At 42.0% G+C, this 22,346-nt stretch carries 5 protein-coding genes; 1 reads left to right on the forward strand and 4 read right to left on the reverse strand.

Going from position 1 to position 22,346, the window contains the following annotated elements:
• Positions 1 to 53: 53 nt before the first annotated feature.
• The 4 genes from BFP97_RS07585 to BFP97_RS07600 all read right to left on the reverse strand — a co-directional run bounded on the left by BFP97_RS07585 (position 54) and on the right by BFP97_RS07600 (position 21,249).
• Positions 54 to 9,917, reverse strand: coding sequence for an immunoglobulin-like domain-containing protein (locus BFP97_RS07585; protein ID WP_069841841.1), 9,864 nt, complete (start codon positions 9,915 to 9,917; stop codon positions 54 to 56).
• Between the two features lie 10 nt (positions 9,918 to 9,927).
• Positions 9,928 to 10,416, reverse strand: a complete 489-nt coding sequence (locus tag BFP97_RS07590; RefSeq protein WP_069841842.1) for a hypothetical protein — start codon at positions 10,414 to 10,416, stop codon at positions 9,928 to 9,930.
• Between the two features lie 274 nt (positions 10,417 to 10,690).
• Positions 10,691 to 14,605 (reverse strand): response regulator, encoded by a 3,915-nt coding sequence (locus BFP97_RS07595; protein ID WP_069841843.1) that lies wholly within the window; start codon positions 14,603 to 14,605, stop codon positions 10,691 to 10,693.
• Between the two features lie 425 nt (positions 14,606 to 15,030).
• Positions 15,031 to 21,249 (reverse strand): BspA family leucine-rich repeat surface protein, encoded by a 6,219-nt coding sequence (locus BFP97_RS07600; protein WP_170827426.1) that lies wholly within the window; start codon positions 21,247 to 21,249, stop codon positions 15,031 to 15,033.
• A 478-nt stretch (positions 21,250 to 21,727) separates the two neighbouring features.
• Here BFP97_RS07600 and BFP97_RS07610 point away from each other — a divergent pair, with 478 nt between their 5' ends.
• Positions 21,728 to 22,315 carry a TIGR00730 family Rossman fold protein gene (locus BFP97_RS07610; RefSeq protein ID WP_069841846.1) on the forward strand — a complete coding sequence of 196 codons (588 nt, stop codon included), beginning with the start codon at positions 21,728 to 21,730 and terminating at the stop codon, positions 22,313 to 22,315.
• Positions 22,316 to 22,346 lie beyond the last annotated feature (31 nt).

Here is a 22,346-nt window from a genome sequence, read left to right on the forward strand (position 1 = left end):
AATTTTCGGGGCCTTATTTTAGAAAGCAGCTTACTGACTGACTACTGACTTGGCTACTTTCTGACTACTAATTTTACTGTCTTAACTTCGCCTGCGGTTATCATTCTGACAATGTATATACCGCTTGGCAACTGCCCCGCTTCATAACCTACCTCAACTTCTTCTTTAGCCACTAATTCATCATCAAATAAAGTGGCCATTTCAATGCCATTTGTACTGATTACCGATACTTTAGCTGGCCCATCCATCTGACTTGAGAATGAAACCACCGTGTACCCTGAAGTTGGATTAGGATAGCTGGAAAGCTTAAGCTCTGGTGCAAAGGCTGGCTCATCTGTAATTACTTCCTTCGTTGAAGTATTCGACCCTGCTCTGGCAGTAAGTTGACAGCTTCCAAGACTAGCTCCTTTTCTTAGGTAATTCTGAACCTGGCTATTTCTAACACGCCTCGTTCTACCATTATAACAGATGTCGACATATCGCCCTGACGTGGAGATATCTACCACATTCACCATTACGTTGCCAGTTGTACTATTACCAGAATAGTCTGTCGCTGTTGTCATGATGCTATGCACTCCAGCATCACTTCTACTAAATTTCCTACGTGAAAACTTGATATCCTTCACTTGGCAATTATCAGATACAGCCTGCTCAATATCTTTCTTAGATAGATAGGTCTTCTTCTTACCATAAACCACTACCGTGACTGGTACCGAAGAAATCACAGGTGCCACATCATCTATTACTGTGATGTATGCCGTAGCACTTGAAGAATTACCTGCTGCGTCTGTAACTGTTAAAGTCACCCTGTGGCCTCGGTTCTTCTTATGACCATAGCCATTGCCTTCTCCTGGATCGTTGTCATCATCGTCATCTCCATAGTTATGACCTTTACCTTTTCCATTACCATGTCCTTTAGTAATATCTCCACAATCAAAAGTATCGCGATCAAGAGTAAAGACTAGTCCACAGTTGGTATTATCAGTACTGCCTCCATCCAAGAGACTTGGATCAACGGTCACACTTCCATCTGCACCCAGACTTACAGTGATGTCTTGAGTCACAATAACTGGGGCGATCCTATCATTAACCGTTACAGTAACTGGTACAGTGGTGGCATTACCACTCTGATCAGTTGCCGTTAGGTTGACTACGGTTTCTGTTAAATCCGCACAAGTGAAGGTATCTCTATCGAAGCTGAAGTCAACAATAGTACAGTTGTCCCTCGTATATATTGTTCCTTCAGAAACTGGAAGTAACTCACAATTGAATACATCCAGTTTCAATTCACCTTTGAAGTCGCTGTCTGATATACCTCTGAACTTCCCTCTCAAACCTTCACTACTATTCTCACCATTTGCCCAGCCTCCTAATTGGAAACCTTCTTTGTTTGAATAGTCGCCCAGACTCACTGTTGTGCCGGCATTAATTCCGGAACCAGTCAGACTACCATTTGCAATCGTATAATACGTCCAGTCAAAGTGATAAAGTTGATACTTAATCTCCTTGACCTTCTTATCCATTGACATCCAAGTGGTGTAATCATATGCACCGATAAGTTCCAGTGTCAAATCATAACTATCTGATGGATCGTTCTGATTGACGAGTGTTCCTGATACTGACAGACTTCCATCTAGACGCTTCAGTACTTTGCCAGTGCCATCGAAAACGTACTTGGCATATTTACCTCCTTTGTCATTATCGTCATCATCATCATCATCATCATCGTCATCGTCATCGTCCTTATGACCCTTGGCTTTACCCTTTCCTGGATCATTGTCATCGTCATCATCGTCATAATTATGGCCTTTCCCTTTGCCCTTATCATGATCCCCACCTTTGCCACTGCCGACATTACCTCTCTTATCACCTTTCAGCTTCATCACATACTTCAATGTGCTACTTCTCAAGTCACATTCAGTATCTCTTAATACATCTTCTTCACTAAATAAAAGGGCATCTTCAGGCACAATGCTGGCCACACCATTCTCATCAAGGTCTACACTAATGTTTTGTACGCCTACAGTTGGTGCAATAACATCGATAACGTTCACTACTGCCGGACCACTCGAGACATTACCGTTTACATCGGTAGCTGTTAAGGTTACTATGTTTTCGCCTAAGTGATCACAATCGAAGCTGTCTACATCGATGGTGACACTAGCCACTCCACAATTGTCGTAGGTACCTCCGTCTACATCTGAGACCGTGATATTTGCTGAACCATTGTCATCAAGCTCCACAACAATATTATTAGCTACGATAACAGGTGCGGCATTGTCTATTACTGTCACCGTAGCAGACATAGTAGTCTCATTACCACTCGCATCGGTAGCCGTTAAGTTCACAGTATTCGCACCTAAGGTATTGCAGTTAAACGCACTGTTGTCAATACTTAAGCTAAAGTCACAGTTATCAAAAGAACCATTATCAATATCTGAGGCTATGATCGTAGACTCACCATTCTCATCTAAGGCAACTGTTATGTCTTTAGTCAAGACTGTCGGGGCAATTACATCTCTTACCGTAACGGTAGCTGTTTTGCTACTCACATTGCCATTGACATCGGTTACAGTAAGTGTGACCACATTTGATCCAGTGTCTCCACAGTCGAATGAAGTCACATCTAGTACCCTACTTGCAATTCCGCATGCATCATTTGAGCCAGCATCAATATCATCTACTGCAATTATTGCTGATCCATTTGCATCTAGGTCAACTACAATATCCTGAGTAATCACTTCCGCAGGAGTATCATCTACCACTGTAACAACCACTGTTGAGGTGCTCACATTATTGTTCACATCAGTAACGGTCAATGTCACTGTATTTGACCCAACATGTGAACAGTCAAAATCTATTTGAGAAGCAACAATAGTATCAATTCCACAAGCATCTGAAGCCGTCCCCAAAGTCATCATACTCAACAGTGCTGCCAAGGCGTTTTGACTCTCTTCTAATTCAGCTGCTTCCAGTGCTAAGCGATCTTGGGCTGAAATTAAATCCAGCTCCTTATCATCGATCTGTCCCTGAATAGTATTTCTCTCCTCTGCTGTAGTTGCTGAAGCCAATTGCTCATTCAATGCAGTTAGCTCGCTTTCTGTACGCTCCACAATAAAGTTAGCGACCTGCGTTGCTTGTCTTGCTCTACGTTCTCGCAGTTCAGCCCTTCTAATCTCAACCCTACGTTCACGAGCGCTTTGAGGCGTTTCTAAAAGATTATTGGCGTCCAAGCTGAAGTTGCCATTGTTGTCCAAGGACACGGTGATGTCTTGAGCATCAATAATGGGAGCCGTAACATCATTCACCATCACGGTTGCAGTACCTGTTGAACTGTTACCATGAATATCGGTCACAGTTAAGGTTACCGAATTAGCACCAACATTTGAACAGTCAAAAGAAGTGATATTGAGTTCAATGCTAGCAACCTCACAGTTATCACTGCTGCCTCCGTCTATGTCTGTGACATTAATTATCACGTTGCCATTTTCATCCAAATCAATAATCAAGTCTTGTGTGATCACCACTGGTCCTTCATTGTCAACTACAGTCACTGTGAACGAGTCGGTAGAAGTACCTACAGGATTTGTTGCAGTTGCCGTTACCGTGGTCGTACCAACAGGGAAGAATGTTCCTGGCTGAATATCATAAGTAATGGTTGACTGTGGAATTGCTGTGGTTTCTGTTGCGGCAAAGTCAACTATTGCACCACATTCACCTACATCATTGTTCATAGTAATATTAGCTGGCACCACAATTTGAGGTGGAAGACCAGTAACAGTCACGTTAAAGCTTGCCAAGGCTGTATTACCTGAGGCGTCAGTAGCCGTATATGTTACCAAAGTTGTTCCAATTGGGAATGTAGCCCCACTAGCTTCTCCTGCCGTCAATTCTGTAGTGACTGAACAGTTGTCTGTTCCTACTGGAGTTGCATAGTTCACAACTGCTCCAGCGGCACTAGTAGCAAAGACATCAATATCTGCTGGAGCTGAAATTTCAGGATCTATCAGATCCAAAACGGTAACTAAAGCCGTTGCTGTAGTTGAGTTACCAGATGGATCAGTTGCCGTCAGCGTCACTTCAACTCCCGTTCCGCCCTGAGACAGACCATCAGGTCCGGCTACCCAAGCAGTATTAGGGTCCATATTCGTCAAATCTGCCTGTCCTTGAATACCTGTCAATTCTGTCACAGTCGAACTACCAGGTCCGTCTTCAAAGGAATAATAAGCTATTAGACCTTGCTCATTCCCAACCAGTGTTTGATCCCAATTATTGCTAATTTCTTGATCATTCAGAGCTCTATTCCAAACTCTCACTTCGTCATAAAGTACACTAGCGAATTGGGCATTGCCACCTTGACTTCCTAAATAGAAATCAGGAAGATTACCTGAGAGCGAAGGTTGATTATTACCATTAAGGAATTTATCAGGATTTTGTACTCGTACACCATTTATGTACAGCTTTAACCTGTCCCCTTGCGGAGCCGTACCATCATAAACAGCAGTCAAATTAATCCATTGTCCAATTTGGAAAACGTCCGTTGGAGTTCTAATGGCGGCACCCGTTACATAGAAATCGATCTTATTAGCACCATTTGTTTCAATTGAAAAATAATTGACCCCATCCACATTCGCTTCAAACAAAGATTGAATACCCGCTGGAATAGCATATGGATTCAACCATACTTGAGCAGTGGCCTGACTCGCATTAATCAGGGCACCATCGAAATTACCCAAGTCTATGAAATCATTTTGTCCATCGACTCTTATGGCAAATTCTGCGGCTTGCACAGCTCCGACATCTGTACAGTCAAATGTCGCCTGATCTAGACTTAAAGAAACCGTTCCTGAATCATCGGAAGAGCCATTATCTATTCCTTCCGGAGTAATGCTTGCATTGCCATTGGCATCCAGTTGAACTGTGATGTCTTGAGCAACTACAACAGGTGCGGTTACATCCTGAACTATAACTGTTCGCGTAGCAGTAGTTTCATTAGCACTACCGTCAGTTGCTTTGTAAGTCACCGTATATGAGCCTGGTGTATTAACGTCCACCGGATTATCCGTATCCAAAGTAGCTGAACAATTGTCATCCGCAGTGGCTCCAGCATCTGTATATGCAGTAAATGCATCATGGTAAACTGTTGCATCTCCATTTAATGTGATTGAAGGTGAGATATTGTCTTCTACTGTTACATTGGCTGTAGCTGTTGAAGTATTGCCAGATGGATCTGTAACGGTCAAGGTCACCACATTTCCATTTACAGATACTGGTGCTCCAGCAACCCAAGCGCTATTTCCGTTCAAATTCACAAAGTTTCCAGTAATGTTTCTACTGGTCTCATCTGACACTGTGGCACCTGATCCCTCATTCATCTTATAGTAATGCTCAAGTCCAGTCTCACTCGGATCAATACACGTGTCTTTAGTAGCGTTGATTTCTTCTAATGTCCTTCCTGTACTCCATATTCTCACTTCATCCAAACGACCATTGATTGGTCCTTGAACCGATTGTGAATTCCACAAAGAACCAAGAGTAAATTTATTCCGTCCAGTAAATGTCCAACCCGAGTTAATAGTTACTATTTGACTATTAACAAGAATGCCATCTAGATAAATACTATAGGTTGAGCCAGACTTTGTAAATGCTACGTGATGCCACTGATTGGTTGATAAATTTCCTCCGGTCATATTCACAAAATATCCTGAAGACCCATTATCACTTCTAACGCGAGCCATTAACTGGCCATTCACAACCCATAGCCCACTGTGAGGTTCATTGGTATTGATGTCCCAAGCATAATTGACAATACCTTGAAGTGTATTTATATCATCAAGATTCACCCATGCCTCATAGGTATAGTCGTCGACTTGATCATTTGGGAACCAAGCGTTATCCGAGGCATCGATGTAGTTATTAGTACTGTTAAAATCTACTGCAGAACCACCACATGGGCTTGAGTTATTGAGGTCACTACAATCAAAACTCGATTGGTCGAGACTGAAACTTAAGGTTCCTCCAGAATTGTCGGAAGACCCATTGTCTATGTCCTGTGTAGTAATAGTAGCATTCCCATTTGCGTCTAGACCAACTGTTACATCTTTGGTAATAACATTTGGAGGTGTAGCATCAATTACTGCTATTGAGAACTGCACTGAACTGGTTTGGCCGAAATTGTCAGTCACAACCAGCTCACCAGAATAGGTACCTATTGGCAAATCAGTATCTAAAGTAGATCCGGTGCCCACGCTATTCCCAGCAATAAACCATTCATAGCTTTCAATACCAGTATCATCTGTAGAAGATGAGCCATCTAGTGTAATTGTCACATCTCCTGAAGCACCAGTTCCCACCGTAATATCTCCTTGAGTAGCAGCTACCGGATCTTCATTACAAAGTATGCCCACCTGATCTAAATCGTGCAGTGTGTAGCCATTTACTACTGCCCTGTTTCCATCAGCAGTAATGGTTAATATTTCAGAGTTTCCTTGTGGGGTAAATTCAATAACAACGGCTATAGAATTCGGTCTCCAACCTGTCACTGGAATATTAACATTTTGCATAGCGAACACCATGTTTGCTCCAGTGGCATTCACATCGTTAGAAAGGAAAACCTGAAGACGATGCTTGTTACCTGGCACTAAATTTGTCATTGTCAAAGTAGCTGGTTGGCCACTAGGCTCAAAGACTAAAGTGCTCATTAACTGATCAAATGCCGTCCCTGGTGTACAATCAGAACAAAAATCTCCACCACCATTTGACATTCCGGCAATTGAACCAGCTGAATTGGTAAAGCAGACACCATTCATCTGAATATTGTTGGCACCACTGCCCACGTTATTGGCTTCTAACAATAGACCATCATTCAGTATGTCTCCCTCCTGTGTAATCACAGAGATATTAGATGAAACACTGGGTACTACTGTGACAGTTCTTGTAATCTCCGCAGATTCATTTCCTGAACCATCTATTGCTTTGTAGGTTAAGGTGTAATCACCCAAAGTATTAATATCGACAGTGCCCACAACTTCTACAGTGGCAGAGCAATTATCATCAGCAGTAGCGCCTGGATCATTGAAAGTTGACCCAAGTGGTGTGGTAATACTTTGGTCTCCGTTAAATGCAATAGTTGGAGCCAACAGATCTACTACAACCACTGCACCTTCGTCTGTTGAAGAATTCCCAAGCTCATCAGTAACAGTAAGTGTAACAGGTACACCTCCACTCTGACCATATCCGTTTCCATCTGAGATTTGGATTCCAGTAATGGTATTACTGTTTTGGGATACCCATATCACCTCACCATCAAAGGCCATGTTATAGACATAAACCCCGTTGGTAGAAATGGATGAAATGTAGTTTCCATCCATATCTAATCGGTGTACATATCTGAGGTCGTTAGGGTTAGTAGACCAACTATTGGCCTGGCCTGCTATATAGATTTGCTCATTAGCTACTACCAAGCCTCCATAGTGATAAACCTGTCCTGGAAGAGGGATACTTCTTTGGAACTGACCTGTATTTTTATCTAAAACATCAATGCGGTCGCCACCATAAGCCAAAACATAGGCATAATCTGCATCTGTACTTATTCCTGAAGGATAGTTGCCATTGGCATTATTGTAACTCCATATTTCCTGACCACTGGTATTTCTTTTGGTATAGTTATAACCATCAGTCCAGTTGGCAGTATAAAATTCCGTTTCACTATCCGTATCCATCCATAATTGCATTACATAGCGCTTGCCCGAATTATTGATAACACCTATGTAGTTGTGGTCGGCATCATATTTCTGAACAGCATAAGAGCCCCATTGAGGGTACCAAAACTCATTGGTATTTGGGTTATATCCACCTCCATGGCTATGCGTAGGCTGATTCACGTTACCCACTAGGGCCATATCAATGGCATTACCGCCAGTATTGCCTCCCTCGGCATTCAAGTCATTGCAATCAAATGTTGTCCGGTCTAATGAAAAAGTCAATGTTCCATTGCCATTGTCGGTTGAGCCATTGTCAAGGCTAGCCGGATCTACCGTAGCTTCTCCATTCTCATCTAATTCTACTACTACACGGCCTGCTTTCGCTTCAGGAGCTGTTGCATCAACAACAGTAACCTCTCGTGTAATGGAAGCAGATTCATTGCCACTTTGATCTATGGCCTTATAGGAGAGTGTATAAACGCCAGGTGTCGCCATATCAACAGTACCTGAGATTTCTACTTCAGCAGAACAATTATCTGAGGCAGTTGCTCCAGGCTCTAAACTTTCAAAAGAGGCGTTCTCATCGGTATCCGAGTCTACTGACATCTGTGCATCTCCATTAAGCACGATGGTTGGTGCTATATTATCTTCGACTGTCACAGCGAAAATGGCTGAACGTGAATTACCTAGTGGGTCGGTTGCTGTAAGCGTCACGGCATTAGAGCCACCAGACCCTTCATAAGCACTAACTTCAGCGATTTTGACTCCAACAGGAAAATTACCAAAATCATCAATCCACATGGTCTCTCCATCAAAAGCCATATTGTACACTGTCTCGCCTGAATAGGTGGACCCAATATAGTTACCATCCATATCCAGTTGATGTACATATCGCCAATCATTGGGATTACTAGACCACCCTAAAGCATAACCGGCTATGTATATATATCCATTAGCGATCACAAGTCCTCCATAGTTATAAATACCACCTGGCAGGTTGATATTTCTTACAAAAGCACCCGTCTCTTTGTCCAGCACTCTTAGGTAGTTTTGCCATACACCATAAGCATATACATAATCAGCATCGGTAGATACTGATGCTGCTGTGGCCCCCATATTATATGTCCAAACAGTTGAACTACCTGATCTTCTCGTTATGGTATTATACCCCCAATTTGCAGTATAGTAATCTTCACTTTCCAAGTCCATCCATAATTGCATGATTTGATTTTGACCAGTGTTGAATGTCCCTAAGAAATTACGATTCTCATCGTATCGATATACCGTTGGGTTGGCCCATTGCGGATACCAAAACTCTCTTGTATGTGGATTATAGCCTCCTCCATGAGATTGAGTGGCTTGTGACACGTTACCAATATTCTGAGGAGTAATGGCTGTCGAATTTCCACCAAGATCATCACAAGTAAAGTCGGTAATATCAATGCTCAGTGTCACCGGACCATCCGGGTCGGTGGTGCCATTATCAATATCAGAAGCTATAATGCTAGCACGCCCATTTTCATCTAATTGAACCGTAATATCTTGTCCTTCGATAATTGGCCCAGAAACATTAAATTCAATTTTGTAAACCTCGATTTCTGAAATTAGTCCAGTAATTGAATATGCGCCAGTAGTGGTAACATTAAGCCCTGTTAATGAGCTGACGAAACTAGAACTTCTGACACCTGTTCCATCCACTGCATTGAATGTATACCATCCATATACATGGCCGCCTGTCAAATTGCCATCAATGTATAAATCATGCCCCTGTCCTAGGGTTGGTCCATAATACTGATAGTCAAAAACAGACCTATTGGCATAGGAAGGGTTAGCATCTCCTTTTCTGTCTAAGGTTAGGTTGAAAATAAATGCATCTGTACTACCCACATACTGGTTAGTCCTGTTCCAACCTACTGGGTTATAAAAACCAAAAACGTTTCCATTATTAAGTTTAATCAATGCTATAGCAGGACCTTGCCCTGATACCGCATTATGAAAGGCTGTAGCATTAGAACCATTAGTCGACCTCCTATATAAGAGCGTCCCACCAGGAGCCACATCGATTTCTTCCAGCCAGGCTCTAAGCACATCGTCATCGTTACCTGATGTGACTTGAGAATTGGGTGTAATTGGAAATTGCTGTTGGGCAAATATTGCCTCCGAAAAGAGAAGGCATAAAACTAAAAGTGATATAGACAGTATAGATCTTTTCATGTCTTCCGATTTAAGGTTTGATTGTGATAGTGAACAAATCCATGTATTCAGTAAATGACTTTGGATATTGATCATTTTCTGCCCTTGTCAATTGAAGCAATGGCACCATTGATCTATTGTCGATAATTGATTCGCCAGGGTTGGCGATAAAATTTATTAACCCAGAATTCCCGTCTGTTTTGATTTCCTGTTTCCAGGAAACTGTAATATCTGTTGAATTGGAATTTTCGATCTTTAGTTTCAAATACTGGGGCAGATCTGCTGGTGCCACAGCAACTGCTTCACTATTAATCTCCGGAGTGACTTGAGCCACCTGATAACTAATCGTGACACCTCCTTCATCTTTTAGGAGTGTCCAGTCACTTTGTCCATAGGTTTGAAATGAGATTAGCAACAGGAATATGATGCTGAGGTTAATTCTTAAATGGGGGGCGAATAGATTACCCACCATCAAAGGGGCATTGATTAACGCCCCTTTGATTGGTAAAAAGGGTTTCATATACTACGTGTTTTGGTCGATAAATGGTGATACCGTAGTGAATAAAAAATCGCTACGACAATGGAAATGTCGCCAAAATTACCTCTAACTCACCTACCCGCTTCGAGTAGTTTTAACAAAAAATTGTATTTGAATGAAATAAAAAATACTCTGAACCGTCCAGGCGATCTAACTGCGCAAATGCTAAGCCGCACTATTTCAAACACTTGTTAATGGGAGTCAGATTCCCTCGAAATATGGTAGTCGTTGTCAAAAGAACCTGCGTTTTACCCAATCACAGGTGTTCCCCTATTTTATCGGCAGCTTCCTTACGGCTCTTGACATTCAGTTTTATAAACAGGTTTTTGATGTGATACTTTACGGTGTTTTGGGAGACAAACAGTCTTTCTGATATTTCGGCATTGGTGTACCGCTTTGCCAAAAGTCTCATTACTTCTACTTCCCTTTCTGAAAGATCATGTTCTTTGATCAACCATGCAACATTTGATTGAGCACCATTTGATTCCTTATGGGCAAGTTCTTTAAATGCCCTTATCACTTTAATCCGATTCTCAAGTATATTCTTGATTCTGGCAAGGAACAGCGCAGCACTGAACGGTTTAGTCAAATAATCATCAATACCCAAAGTGAGCGCGTGAAGCCGATCTTCCTGATCTGCTCTGGCAGTAAGCATTACCACAGAGACTTGTCGGAGCCTTTCATTTTTCTTAATTGCTTCCAACAATTCAAAGCCGTCCATTATTGGCATCATCACATCGGAAATCACTATGTCCACAGTCTGGGTTTCCAGAATTTCGAGAGCTAACTTACCATTTTCTGCCTGAAGAATATCAAAATAGGGAGTGAGCGTCTTAGCAATGAACGCACGCATCTCAGGGTGGTCTTCGGTTATTAACAATACCGGTTTTTCGAGCTCGAATTTCTGGCCATACCTTGTTATGGTATCTTTGAGTGCTTTATCCAAATTCTCGCTGTCTGCCTGGGTGAGTGGCACAATAGTCTCCTCCTTAACTTCCTTCAAAGGGAATTCAAGAGTGAATATGGTTTCTTCATTTGGTTGACTCTCTACAGTCAGCCTGCCTGCTTGCAATTCAGCCAGTTCATTAGCCAGTGCAAGACCAATACCCGTACCCCCTTCTGCCTTTTTATCTGGCCTCTCTGATTGATAATACCTATTGAATATAAATGGTAAGTCTTGAGCATCAATACCTACCCCATTGTCTATAACACTTAGTTGAGCTCTATCAGGTTCATCGGGACTATATTGCAGTCTCAACTCAATGTGGTTCCTTGTGAACTTCAGGGCATTTGACAATAGATTTCTAATGACCTTTCCTGTCTTATTCTCATCCAAGAGCACCGTTAGGTTCTTATCAGGCCAAAAATTGAATTTAATTTCAATGCCTCGACTTTTGGCTACCGTTATATAGTCACCTAATATATCCCCCAAGAATTCTCTTAGCCTAACAGGATTTTCTACGAGCTTTAATTTTCCCGCTTCAAGCTTGGCTAAGTCAAGGATTTCCTCAACCAATGAGAGGAGACTCACACCGTTTCTCTTAGCAGTGATTAAGGTTTCTCTTATCTCTTCATCTTCAATTTTCCCGCCCTCGATCAGTGACTCTAATGGTGCATTTATAAGTGTCAGAGGTGTCCGCAATTCATGTGAGATGTTAGCGAAAAACCTTGATTTGACCTTATCAAGCTCCTTGAGTCTATCGGCTTGTTCTTGAATGACTAATTTATCAGCCTCGGCCTTTTCTTTTTGCCTCCGAATTTCTTCCGTCCGTTCATAGATGGTTGCTTCAAGTCGTAATTTCTCTTTTTCAAGCCGTCTGGTATTTAACTTTACAATTGACCATACTGATAATGTTACCAGAATGGCATAAAGCAAAAAGGCCCAAACTGTAAGGTACCAAGGTGTATAAATGGTGAATGTATACTCACCTATGGCACTAACATCTCCATAGAGGTTTCTTGCACGAACCTTAAACGTATAAGTACCGTGTCTCAGATTGGTGTAGTTCCTACTCGACTTACTACTCCAAGGCGCCCAGGTCTCTTCCGACCCTTCCAAATAGCTCTGAAACTCTATTTCTTCTATTTTATCATAATAGGAGGCGGAATATTCGAATTGGACAGCATTTTCGTTAGGCCTGAGCTCAACTGTACGATCAACATCTCCTCCTGAATAGATCAAAGAATCATTCTTATTAGATACTTCAACTGACCTGATATAGGCTGCAAAACCTTTTGATGGCTTATGTTCATAGCCACCCGCATAGTGTTTTATACCAGTGCCTGCAATCCAGATATTATTCCCTCCCATCCCTGAAACGTACTCTGAATTATGACCTGCGATCCTTTGGAAAGGTACTTGTGTGAAGTCATACCCATCCTCTGTTCTTTTCATTAAAGACTTACCCCTTGGATTCAGTGATCCATATACATCACCATTTTTCATCTCTATTAGCCTGAAAACATAGTCTTCAGACAGATGCTGATTAAACTTTTCCGAAGGATAGAAACTGTCGGAAGAAGCATTGTACTGATAAACACCAGAAGCAGTTGCAAAATAAAGGCCATCACTATGCCGAAAAACTCTGTTTCTCTCTAGTTCAGGGAGCCCTTGCTCAGGACCATACATTTTGACTGATAAAACACTATCTCGCTTTTCATTCAATTTGATCTTGAATACACCTGTACCAGAATCAGTCATCCAGATGCCTCCGTTTGGTGTTTGTTCTAAGAAGTCCATCTGCTTGTTGAACCCCTTTATTCTATTGTCATGTCTCCATTCCCCGTTTACCTTCACGAACCTGTGTAAGTTGCCTTCTATACTTCCAATGATCATCTCCTTGGAGTCTCGCATGGCCACGGCTGCCCACATGCGCTCGCCATTATTGAGCAAGCTTTTAAGTCCATCATCTGTGATCTGAATAAGCCCCCTATTACCTGCCGAAAAGAAATCATCACCATGCTTAATAGTCATCCAGACTCTCTGTTGGTCGTCAGAAATAGGCTTAAAAGGCTTATAATCGGCACTAAGGCTCTGCCAGGGTGAATCTTGATCTTTCACAACAATTCCTGTAGCGGTAGAAACATAGGTTCTACTATGCCAATTCTGAAAATATAGCACATAGCCATTGACCCCATGTCGGTCATCAATTGTAGTAAAAGGCGAGTTTAGAATTACCTGATGTAAGGCACCATGCTGTGCAACCCATAGGTTATCATCCTTATCTAAATAAAGATCTTGAATAAGGCCATCGGCTCCCATCCCCATTTCTTTATTCAACTTTTGAATTAGTTTCCCATGCTCATCTATGATCACAACACCGCCATTACCAGTGCCAACAGCATAGTATCGATCATAAATATTGATAGCAGCGAAGCCATCATGTTTTCTTATATATTCCGACACAGAAGTTTCCCAAGTGTGCACGGCTTTGAAATCATACCTCAAAAATCCATTGCCTTTTGTGAGAAAAAGCAGCTCGTCATCGGAAAAACGAACCATATCTGTTAGAGCCTTACTTTTAAGGCTCTCTGACCCTGATAATAACTCCAAGCTTTCTCCCTCGAGTTGCATCAAGCCTTTTGAGTGATCCACCACATAAAATTCACTATCGATTACACTGCCTAAACCAAATCCGTCTTGGGAAGTGATAACTTTGAATGTATCCTTGACAATATGATATAAGAGCAAAGCATTTCTTGAACGGTAGATAACCAAATCTCCCAAGGCATCAACCGATCTAACATCTCCAAAGCTTAGGAGATCTGCTGGCAATTTTGGGCCTAATGACTCAAACTGAGTTCTCCCCAAAGAATCGGACCGAAAACGGCCAATCAAACTCTTTGTAGTGCCATACACCAAATTATCGTTGCCAATTGTAACCGCTTTGAAAGAGTCATCAGACACGCGACTATCCACATTCCAATTAAACCCATCAAATTCTATGACCCCAGTCACATTGGCTATATACATCAACCCATCAGGGGACTGCACGATTTCGAAGTTTTGTTCATGCGCACCATAATCTGTAGGAAGGTATGTATTGATAAAGGGGGTACCAATCTCCTTAATGGTCAGGGATGGCACTTCTTGGGATAACAAGGCACAATGGAAAAGTAATAAGATAAGCCCTAAGCCAAGCCTAAGGAGGAGAAAAGAACCACTACGCATTTTGGTGTATCAGAGAATTATAAAATTCTTCCAACAAGATAGGCCGATAGAAAGTCAGTACAAAATATAGGTTCACACGCATAATTATTGTGAAGATTTGAATAAAAAGACCTCAGCTTCTCTGAGATCTTTTTTTGAAATGTTCAGATACCTTGACTATTAACTTAGAACATCTCTTGACTGACAATTCCGACTTGATATCAGATTGACATTACTTTATTTTAAATACAATATTCTGGAAAATCACATGTCAGCACCTACCCAATTCGGGTAGTTTGATCAATTATTTTGTGATAGTCAGCACGGCAAACCTGTTTCGATTCGAATCCTATTACTAAATCATCTTTTCGTCTTATTCAATAAAAAAGCGCCTACCGTTCCTTGTAAGAACTGTAAGCGCTCTAAAAATTATGATAAAACTAGAATTACTTCTTCACCATTAACTTTAGTGTCTTCACTCCTCCTGTTGTTACTAAGCGCACAATGTATATGCCACTTGGTAGTTCATGAGTGTCATAATCCAATTTCATCCTTCTTCTAGGTTCTAGCTTTCCTTCAAAAAGTGTGGCCATTGGTATTCCGGTACTATTAAAGACAGACACCTTTGCAGGACCCTCAACATTGCTAGAGAAGCTAATACTGGTATACCCATCAGTAGGATTCGGATAAGCTTTTATCTCCAAATTTGGTTCAACAAAATCGATCACGTCATTATCAACTTCCGAAGATGCGGCACTCATAATCCCAGTCGATTCACAAGCTCCCAGGGAATCTCCATGTCTTAAATGAGACCAAACTGATCTGACACTTACACATAGCGTTCTACCATTATGGCATATATGTACCTTTTTCCCATTCCATTTATTATGTCCATATTTTCGGCCCCACTTATTCTTTTTCTTCTTACCACTTGAGTGGAAACACCTGACATCAATTACATAAACGGTGAACGATTCAACAGATGTACAGCCCTTCTTGTCCGTAACCGACACCTCATAAGTGGTAGTCTCCTTTGGTGCTACTACAGCAATCCCTCTCCATTGAAATTTAATGCCAGGACCACTCCACCTAGACCTAAGCCACCCATTACCACCGGTAGCCCTACTTTTCAACCATACTGCTTGAGGACCAAAACCTTTATAGATAGTATGGGTAGCTCCGTAGTGTCCCAATGGCCTCGAAGGGAACATATCAACCCTGATCGAAATCGGATCAGGTTCTGTCAGCGTGATACTTTCAGCAATAGATTGGCCTGTGGCATCGGTAACGGTAAGTGTATAGACTCCTGCAGGCAATTGACCTAGGTCTTCAGTGTCAGCACCGTTACTCCACGAGTAAGTGTATGGCAGCGTACCTCCGGTGACTGTGGCATCAATTGATCCATCCATGCCTCCTGCACAGGTTATATTCGTACCCAATTTAGCGTTGGCTATATTGGCCTCTAGTGTCAAGCTGATTGGCGTAGTATTAATGACGTTGACGGTTCTAGTCAACTGAGCGGCTTCATTTCCTGATGGATCAACAGCATCATAGGTCACTAGGTAAACACCAACAGAGGAAGTATTGACGGCATCCCCTCCTATGGTCACTGACGCCCCACAATTATCCGAAGCCATCGCTCCTTGTTCAACATAGGTATCTCCAAGGTTAAGATCAATTACAGGTGAACCATTGAGTATCAATACAGGATCCTCAACATCGCTCACCGTAACATTAAATGTTACCTGACTAGTATTACCACTTCCATCAGTGGCGGTGGCCGTTACTGGCGTAGTACCCACAGGAAACAGGGAGCCTTCGGTAATATCAAAGTCGAGTGTCACTACACCAGAGTTATCTGTCGCTGTTGCTGCATAATCTGCAACTGTTGCCCCACAGACTCCTAGATCATTGTCTATCTGGATGTCAACTACTGTAATTTCTGGATCCGCAACATCAACTACGTTGACAGTTCTAGTCAACTGAACAGCAGTATTTCCTGACGGATCAACAGCATCATAGGTCACTAGGTAAATACCAACAGAGGAAGTATTGACAGCATCCCCTCCTATAGTCACTGACGCACCACAATTATCCGAAGCCATCGCTCCTTGTTCAACATAGGTATCTCCAAGGTTAAGATCAATCACAGGTGAACCATTGAGTATCAATACAGGATCCTCAACATCGTTCACCGTAACATTAAATGTTACCTGACTAGTATTACCACTTCCATCAGTGGCGGTGGCCGTTACTGGCGTAGTACCCACAGGAAACAGGGAGCCTTCGGTAATATCAAAGTCGAGTGTCACTACACCAGAGTTATCTGTCGCTGTTGCTGCATAATCTGCAACTGTTGCCCCACAGACTCCTAGATCATTGTCTATCTGGATGTCAACTACTGTAATTTCTGGATCCGCAACATCAACTACGTTGACAGTTCTAGTCAACTGAACAGCAGTATTTCCTGATGGATCAACAGCATCATAGGTTACTGTATAAGAACCAATAACACCTGTATCTACAGTATCGCCACCAACCGTCAATACTGCACTACAATTATCGGAAGCGGTAGCCCCTTGGTCAGTAAAGGTTTCGTTAAGGTTCAACTGAATCACTTGATCTCCGACAAGTGTCAGGACTGGTGATAGATTGTCTTGAACCTCAATATTAGCTGTAGCAGATGCTGAAAGTCCATTGTTATCTGTAACAGATAAAGAGACTTCTACAGAACCAATGTCATCACAATCAAAATTGGTTTGGCTTAAGCTAAAGCTCTGGATTCCATTGGTATCGGAGGATCCATTATCTACGCTTTGAGCATCCACGATAGCTTCCCCATTTTCATCCAATTCAACAACCAAATTTTGAGTAATAACTACCGGAGAGGTTGCATCAATGATGGTAACGGTGAAGCTTTGAAGCGTCTCCCCTCCGTTTCCATCGCTTACCTTTAATACCACAGGATAGTCACCCGAAGGTTGCCCTGCTGGATTACCCTGAAGAATTGCACCATTATTAACAAGTTTTCTAATGCGATTATTTTCAAAGTCAGCAACATATAAATTGCCCGCATTGTCAAAGGTGATGTCCTTTGGATCGTCAAATTGTGCTGTTGTGGCATCCCCGTCCGCAAAACCCTCTATTCCTGAGCCTGCGAATGTAGAAACATCGCCATTTGGGGTAATAAGTCGAATGACATGATTATCCTGGTCTGCGACACAAACATTTCCAAAAGCATCGACTGCCACTCCGGCCGGAAACCTAAAGACAGCAGATGTACCATTTCCATTAACGAATCCGGCTGCCCCAGAACCTGCTAATGTAGAAACTGTACCATCTGGAGTAATCTTCCTGATTCTATTATTCTGAAAATCTGCTACGTAAAGGTTTCCTGAATTATCAAAGGCTAAGTCCTTTGGATCGTCAAAACGTGCTACACCAGACGAACCATCAGCAAAACCTTCAGTGCCAGACCCAGCAAAAGTCGTAACGTCTCCTGTTGGGGTAATCCTTCGAATCACATGATTATCCTGATCCGCAACAAATACATTGTTAGCGGCATCAACCGCTACTCCTGCTGGAAACCTGAACACAGCTGAAGTTCCATTACCATTGATAAAACCTGCGGCACCTGAGCCGGCTAGCGTAGTTACTGTACCATCTGGCGCAACTTTTCTAATTCTATTATTACTCAAGTCTGCTACAAGCAGATTTCCAGAGTTGTCAAAAGCCAGGTCTTTTGGGTTATCAAACCTCGCTACACCAGCACTGCCATCGGCAAATCCTTGAATTCCTGATCCACAAAACGTAGAAACATCTCCTGATGGAGTAATCTTCCTTATAACATGATTATCCTGATCTGCAACGAAAATATTACCCGCATTATCAACTGCAACACCAGCCGGAAAAGCGAAAGCCGCTGAAGTACCATTGCCATTAATAAAGTCAGCTCCTCCAGTTCCAGCAATGGTTATAGTATTACTGCCGGTAATGGCATTCAGGTTTAGCCAAGAGGGTAAAGTGACTGCTGAGACAGTAGTGTTATCATTATTATCATCTGTAGTCGTGATAGTATAGCTATAGAGCTCATTATCGTTAACCGTGAGTACTGGCGTAGATGTAAATACTGGTGCTATGTTTTCGAAAACATCTGTCACGGTTACGGTCAGAATCTGGCTCACCGTTTCGGAACCACTCGTAGCGAACACCTCCAGTTTATAAGAGTTATTGGCATCAACATCTAGCGGGTTTTCGAAATCTGGTGGTGAATTAAATACAAGCTCTCCATTTGAGCCATTGATAACCAATAGTCCTTCATCATTTGAGGTACCAAGGCTATAATTGACATCCACATCATCTCCATTACCCACATTGGCGTTAATGTCTATGATGGTACCAAAACTATTCTCAGCGAAAAAAGCAATATCAGGACTGGTAAATACGATTGGGCACTCTCTTTCGTCCAATGTGATGTTCCAGTTGAAATCGTCTATAAGCGATTGACGTGCCGATTCGCCTAGACAGTACTTTACATTTTGTGCTCCTAAAGGTACATTCAACTGAAGAGTTGGTAAAGAGGCCCAGCCTATTAGCGTATTATCATAATTCTCAATTGAAATCCCACTAATTGAAAAGATACTACTCATATCTGTAACCAGCCCCACATTCCAATTGCCCAAGTTTTGATCAAATGCAATTGTACTTCTGAAAGCATTGGCCATCGAAGTGACGTTGGCAACGTTCCAGCCCGCAATATTCTGATTGAAAGCCTGTGCACTATTAAAAGTGTTATCCATGTTTGTGACATTACCAACATCCCAACTACTAACATCACCGTTGAAAACAGTGGCATTCGCGAAGGCAAATGAAAGGTCAATAACACCACTGACATCCCAGCTATTTAAGTCTTGATTGAATGCGTTTGAATTCTCAAATGTGCCACGCATATCGGTAACATTACCCACATTCCAACTAGTTAGAGGCTGATTAAAAGCAGCTGCCTGTTTGAAAGTATTTCTCAATGTAGTAACACTTGATACATTCCAATTGTCAAGTGGCTGGTTGAAGTTTGATGCCAATAGAAATGTATTAGATAACGAAGTAACATTGCTTACATCCCAATCCCCTATGTTCTGATTGAATGCACTCGCTCTTTGGAAGAGGTTTAAGAACGAAGTGACCTGACTGACATTCCAACTACCGATGTCTTGGTTGAAGCTGCTTGCGCTCCCAAACATGTTCGACATACTTGTCAAATTATCCAACTGCCAATTTCCAATGGGCTGATTGAACATGGTTGCAAATAGAAACATTGAACTCATATTGGTTACATTCGAAACGTTCCAGTTTCCAATTTCTCCGTCAAAAACAGAGGCTGCGCTGAACATAGCGCTCATATCGTTTACTTGGCTGACATTCCAACTATTCAGGTCTTGATTAAACAGCACTGCCCCTCTAAACATCATTGACATATCAGTAACACTCCCAACATTCCAAGTATCCAATGGCTGATTATAGGCAATGGCATTTCTAAACATTTCGCGCATTGTAGTGACTGCTGCAACATTCCATAAACTAATGTCTTGATTAAAGCTAGAAGCTCCTTCAAACATGCTTCGCATAGAGGTAATATTGCTTACATCCCAATTTGAGATCGATTGATTCATTGAAATTGCACCTTCAAACATTGAAGTTGCATCACTAACAGCACTAAGGTCTGGTATGTCAGTTGCTACGATTGTCATATTTGCAGTGCCTGCAAAAGCACCATTCATGGAGTTCCAAGACACATCCCCCCATTGATCAATTGTCAATAGGTCAGGCCCATCATCCGAAGTACTCATAGAAATCGATGTGATATCAGCCCCAATACTTACTGTGTATGTTGCTGCAGAGGCGTAGGTGTGAGATATATCGCCAGTGGTAAGCCCAGTATCAACCACACCATCTCCCCAATCAATACTGAAATTTGTACCGGCTAATGGTAATGTCAATTCTAGATCATCGGCAGGGATTGACCAGGTAGTGACAAAAGGATTTGTACTACCTCCAGGAAATACAGAACCTCCAAAACCATCAATTACATCAGGAGGAAAGGTAAATGCACCCAATTGCCAGTTAGCAAACGTATTGAGTGTAATTGCTACATCCGTGATTGTACCATTAAATTCATCGGGGCCATTGTAATAGCCCTCACCACTACCAAGGTCAACGGCCGTACTACCTAAAACCAACCCTGTACCTGTTAAAGTATTAGTGCTGCTTCCATCTAAGGAGGAGTTCCCCACAAAAGCCAGAAAGACACCCGGTGTGGCTCTAGTACCAGTAATGGCAAAAATCTGATCGGCTGTAACTCCAGTGGTAAACCCACTCTCAACCTCAGATGCTGAACCACTGGAGGCAGATATGCCCAGACCATTGTCATCAGCATCTTCAATATTCACGACCGTTCCAATGGGCAAAGTCGCACCTGAATCATTGATCCATAAGACTTCTCCTTCACTCGTCAGAGAATTAAAGGAGGTTCCATTCCAACCCTCATCTGTAAAACGTATTTCCGTACCCGTTGGACAATCATCCAATAGAACAAAGGAAAATCCATCATCATTATCATGATAAGCTACAAATACAATATCTCCTGGTGCATCAATGACACCGTTCATATTTTGGCCTAGTAACTGGTGGTAGGAGATGCTAGAGATCAGAAGAAAAAACATCAGGTACCTAAAGAAGCCTGATAGCCTCAAGACCCGAGTAAAAAAGGTATTAGATCGACATATTGTTGAGAAAGTTCTGAAATCAGTGCTAGCACTGGTTGATAAAAAAGTACCATCAGACACTTCCCTCTTGGTTGAAGAGCTCATATTATGTGTGTTTGTGTTAAAAAAGAAGCCCCAAATTAGAGACCTCAGCAAGCTGAAAGATAGTCACAATAAGTCATCGCAGTCAATACCAAATTTTGGGTATTTATTACCTTCATTTACGAAGTAAAAAACTATTCATTCTTAATCTATTGATTGAGCTCATATGCTAATTGATGGAATGACAAACGATATCAACGTTTTGGCTAAGTGGTTTTTTGTGATGCGCTATTTTTAGCTAGCTTGTTCTCAGAAACCATGGGCTCCGACCCCTTACTCAATGCAAAAAATCAAAAAAGTCTGCGTTTACTGTGCCTCTAGTGATAAAATCGATGAAAAGTATTTTGAGGCAACACGAGTTATTGCAAAGGCACTAGTAAAGAATAATACTACTGTGGTATATGGTGGTGGTGCCAGGGGGCTCATGGGGACTTTAGCTGATACGGTAATTGAAGAGAGTGGAAGAATTATTGGCATAATGCCTCATTTTATGAAGGAAGTCGAATTTCATCATAAGGATGTTAATGAGTTCATATTCACTGCCGATATGCATGAACGTAAAAAACAATTCATGGTTGGAGTGGATGCCTTAATCACATTGCCAGGTGGATGCGGTACCTTCGAAGAACTCATGGAAGCGATCACTTTAAAACGACTTGGAATCTTCACTAAACCCATTGTGATACTCAACCTAGATGGCTACTATGATCCTCTTCTACATATGCTTGAACAGGCAATAGAAGAGGGTTTTTTAAGCGAAAACCATAGGCCCATCTGGACCGTTTTGACCGACCCCACACGAGTTCTTGAAGCCATTCAACAAAGTGCTCCTTGGTCTAAGGACGCTATAAAATTTGCACAAGTCTAGTCAGAAGGATACTCTTATATTATCAATTAAA

Source organism: Roseivirga sp. 4D4 (assembly GCF_001747095.1).
Classification (GTDB): Bacteria; Bacteroidota; Bacteroidia; order Cytophagales; family Cyclobacteriaceae; genus Roseivirga.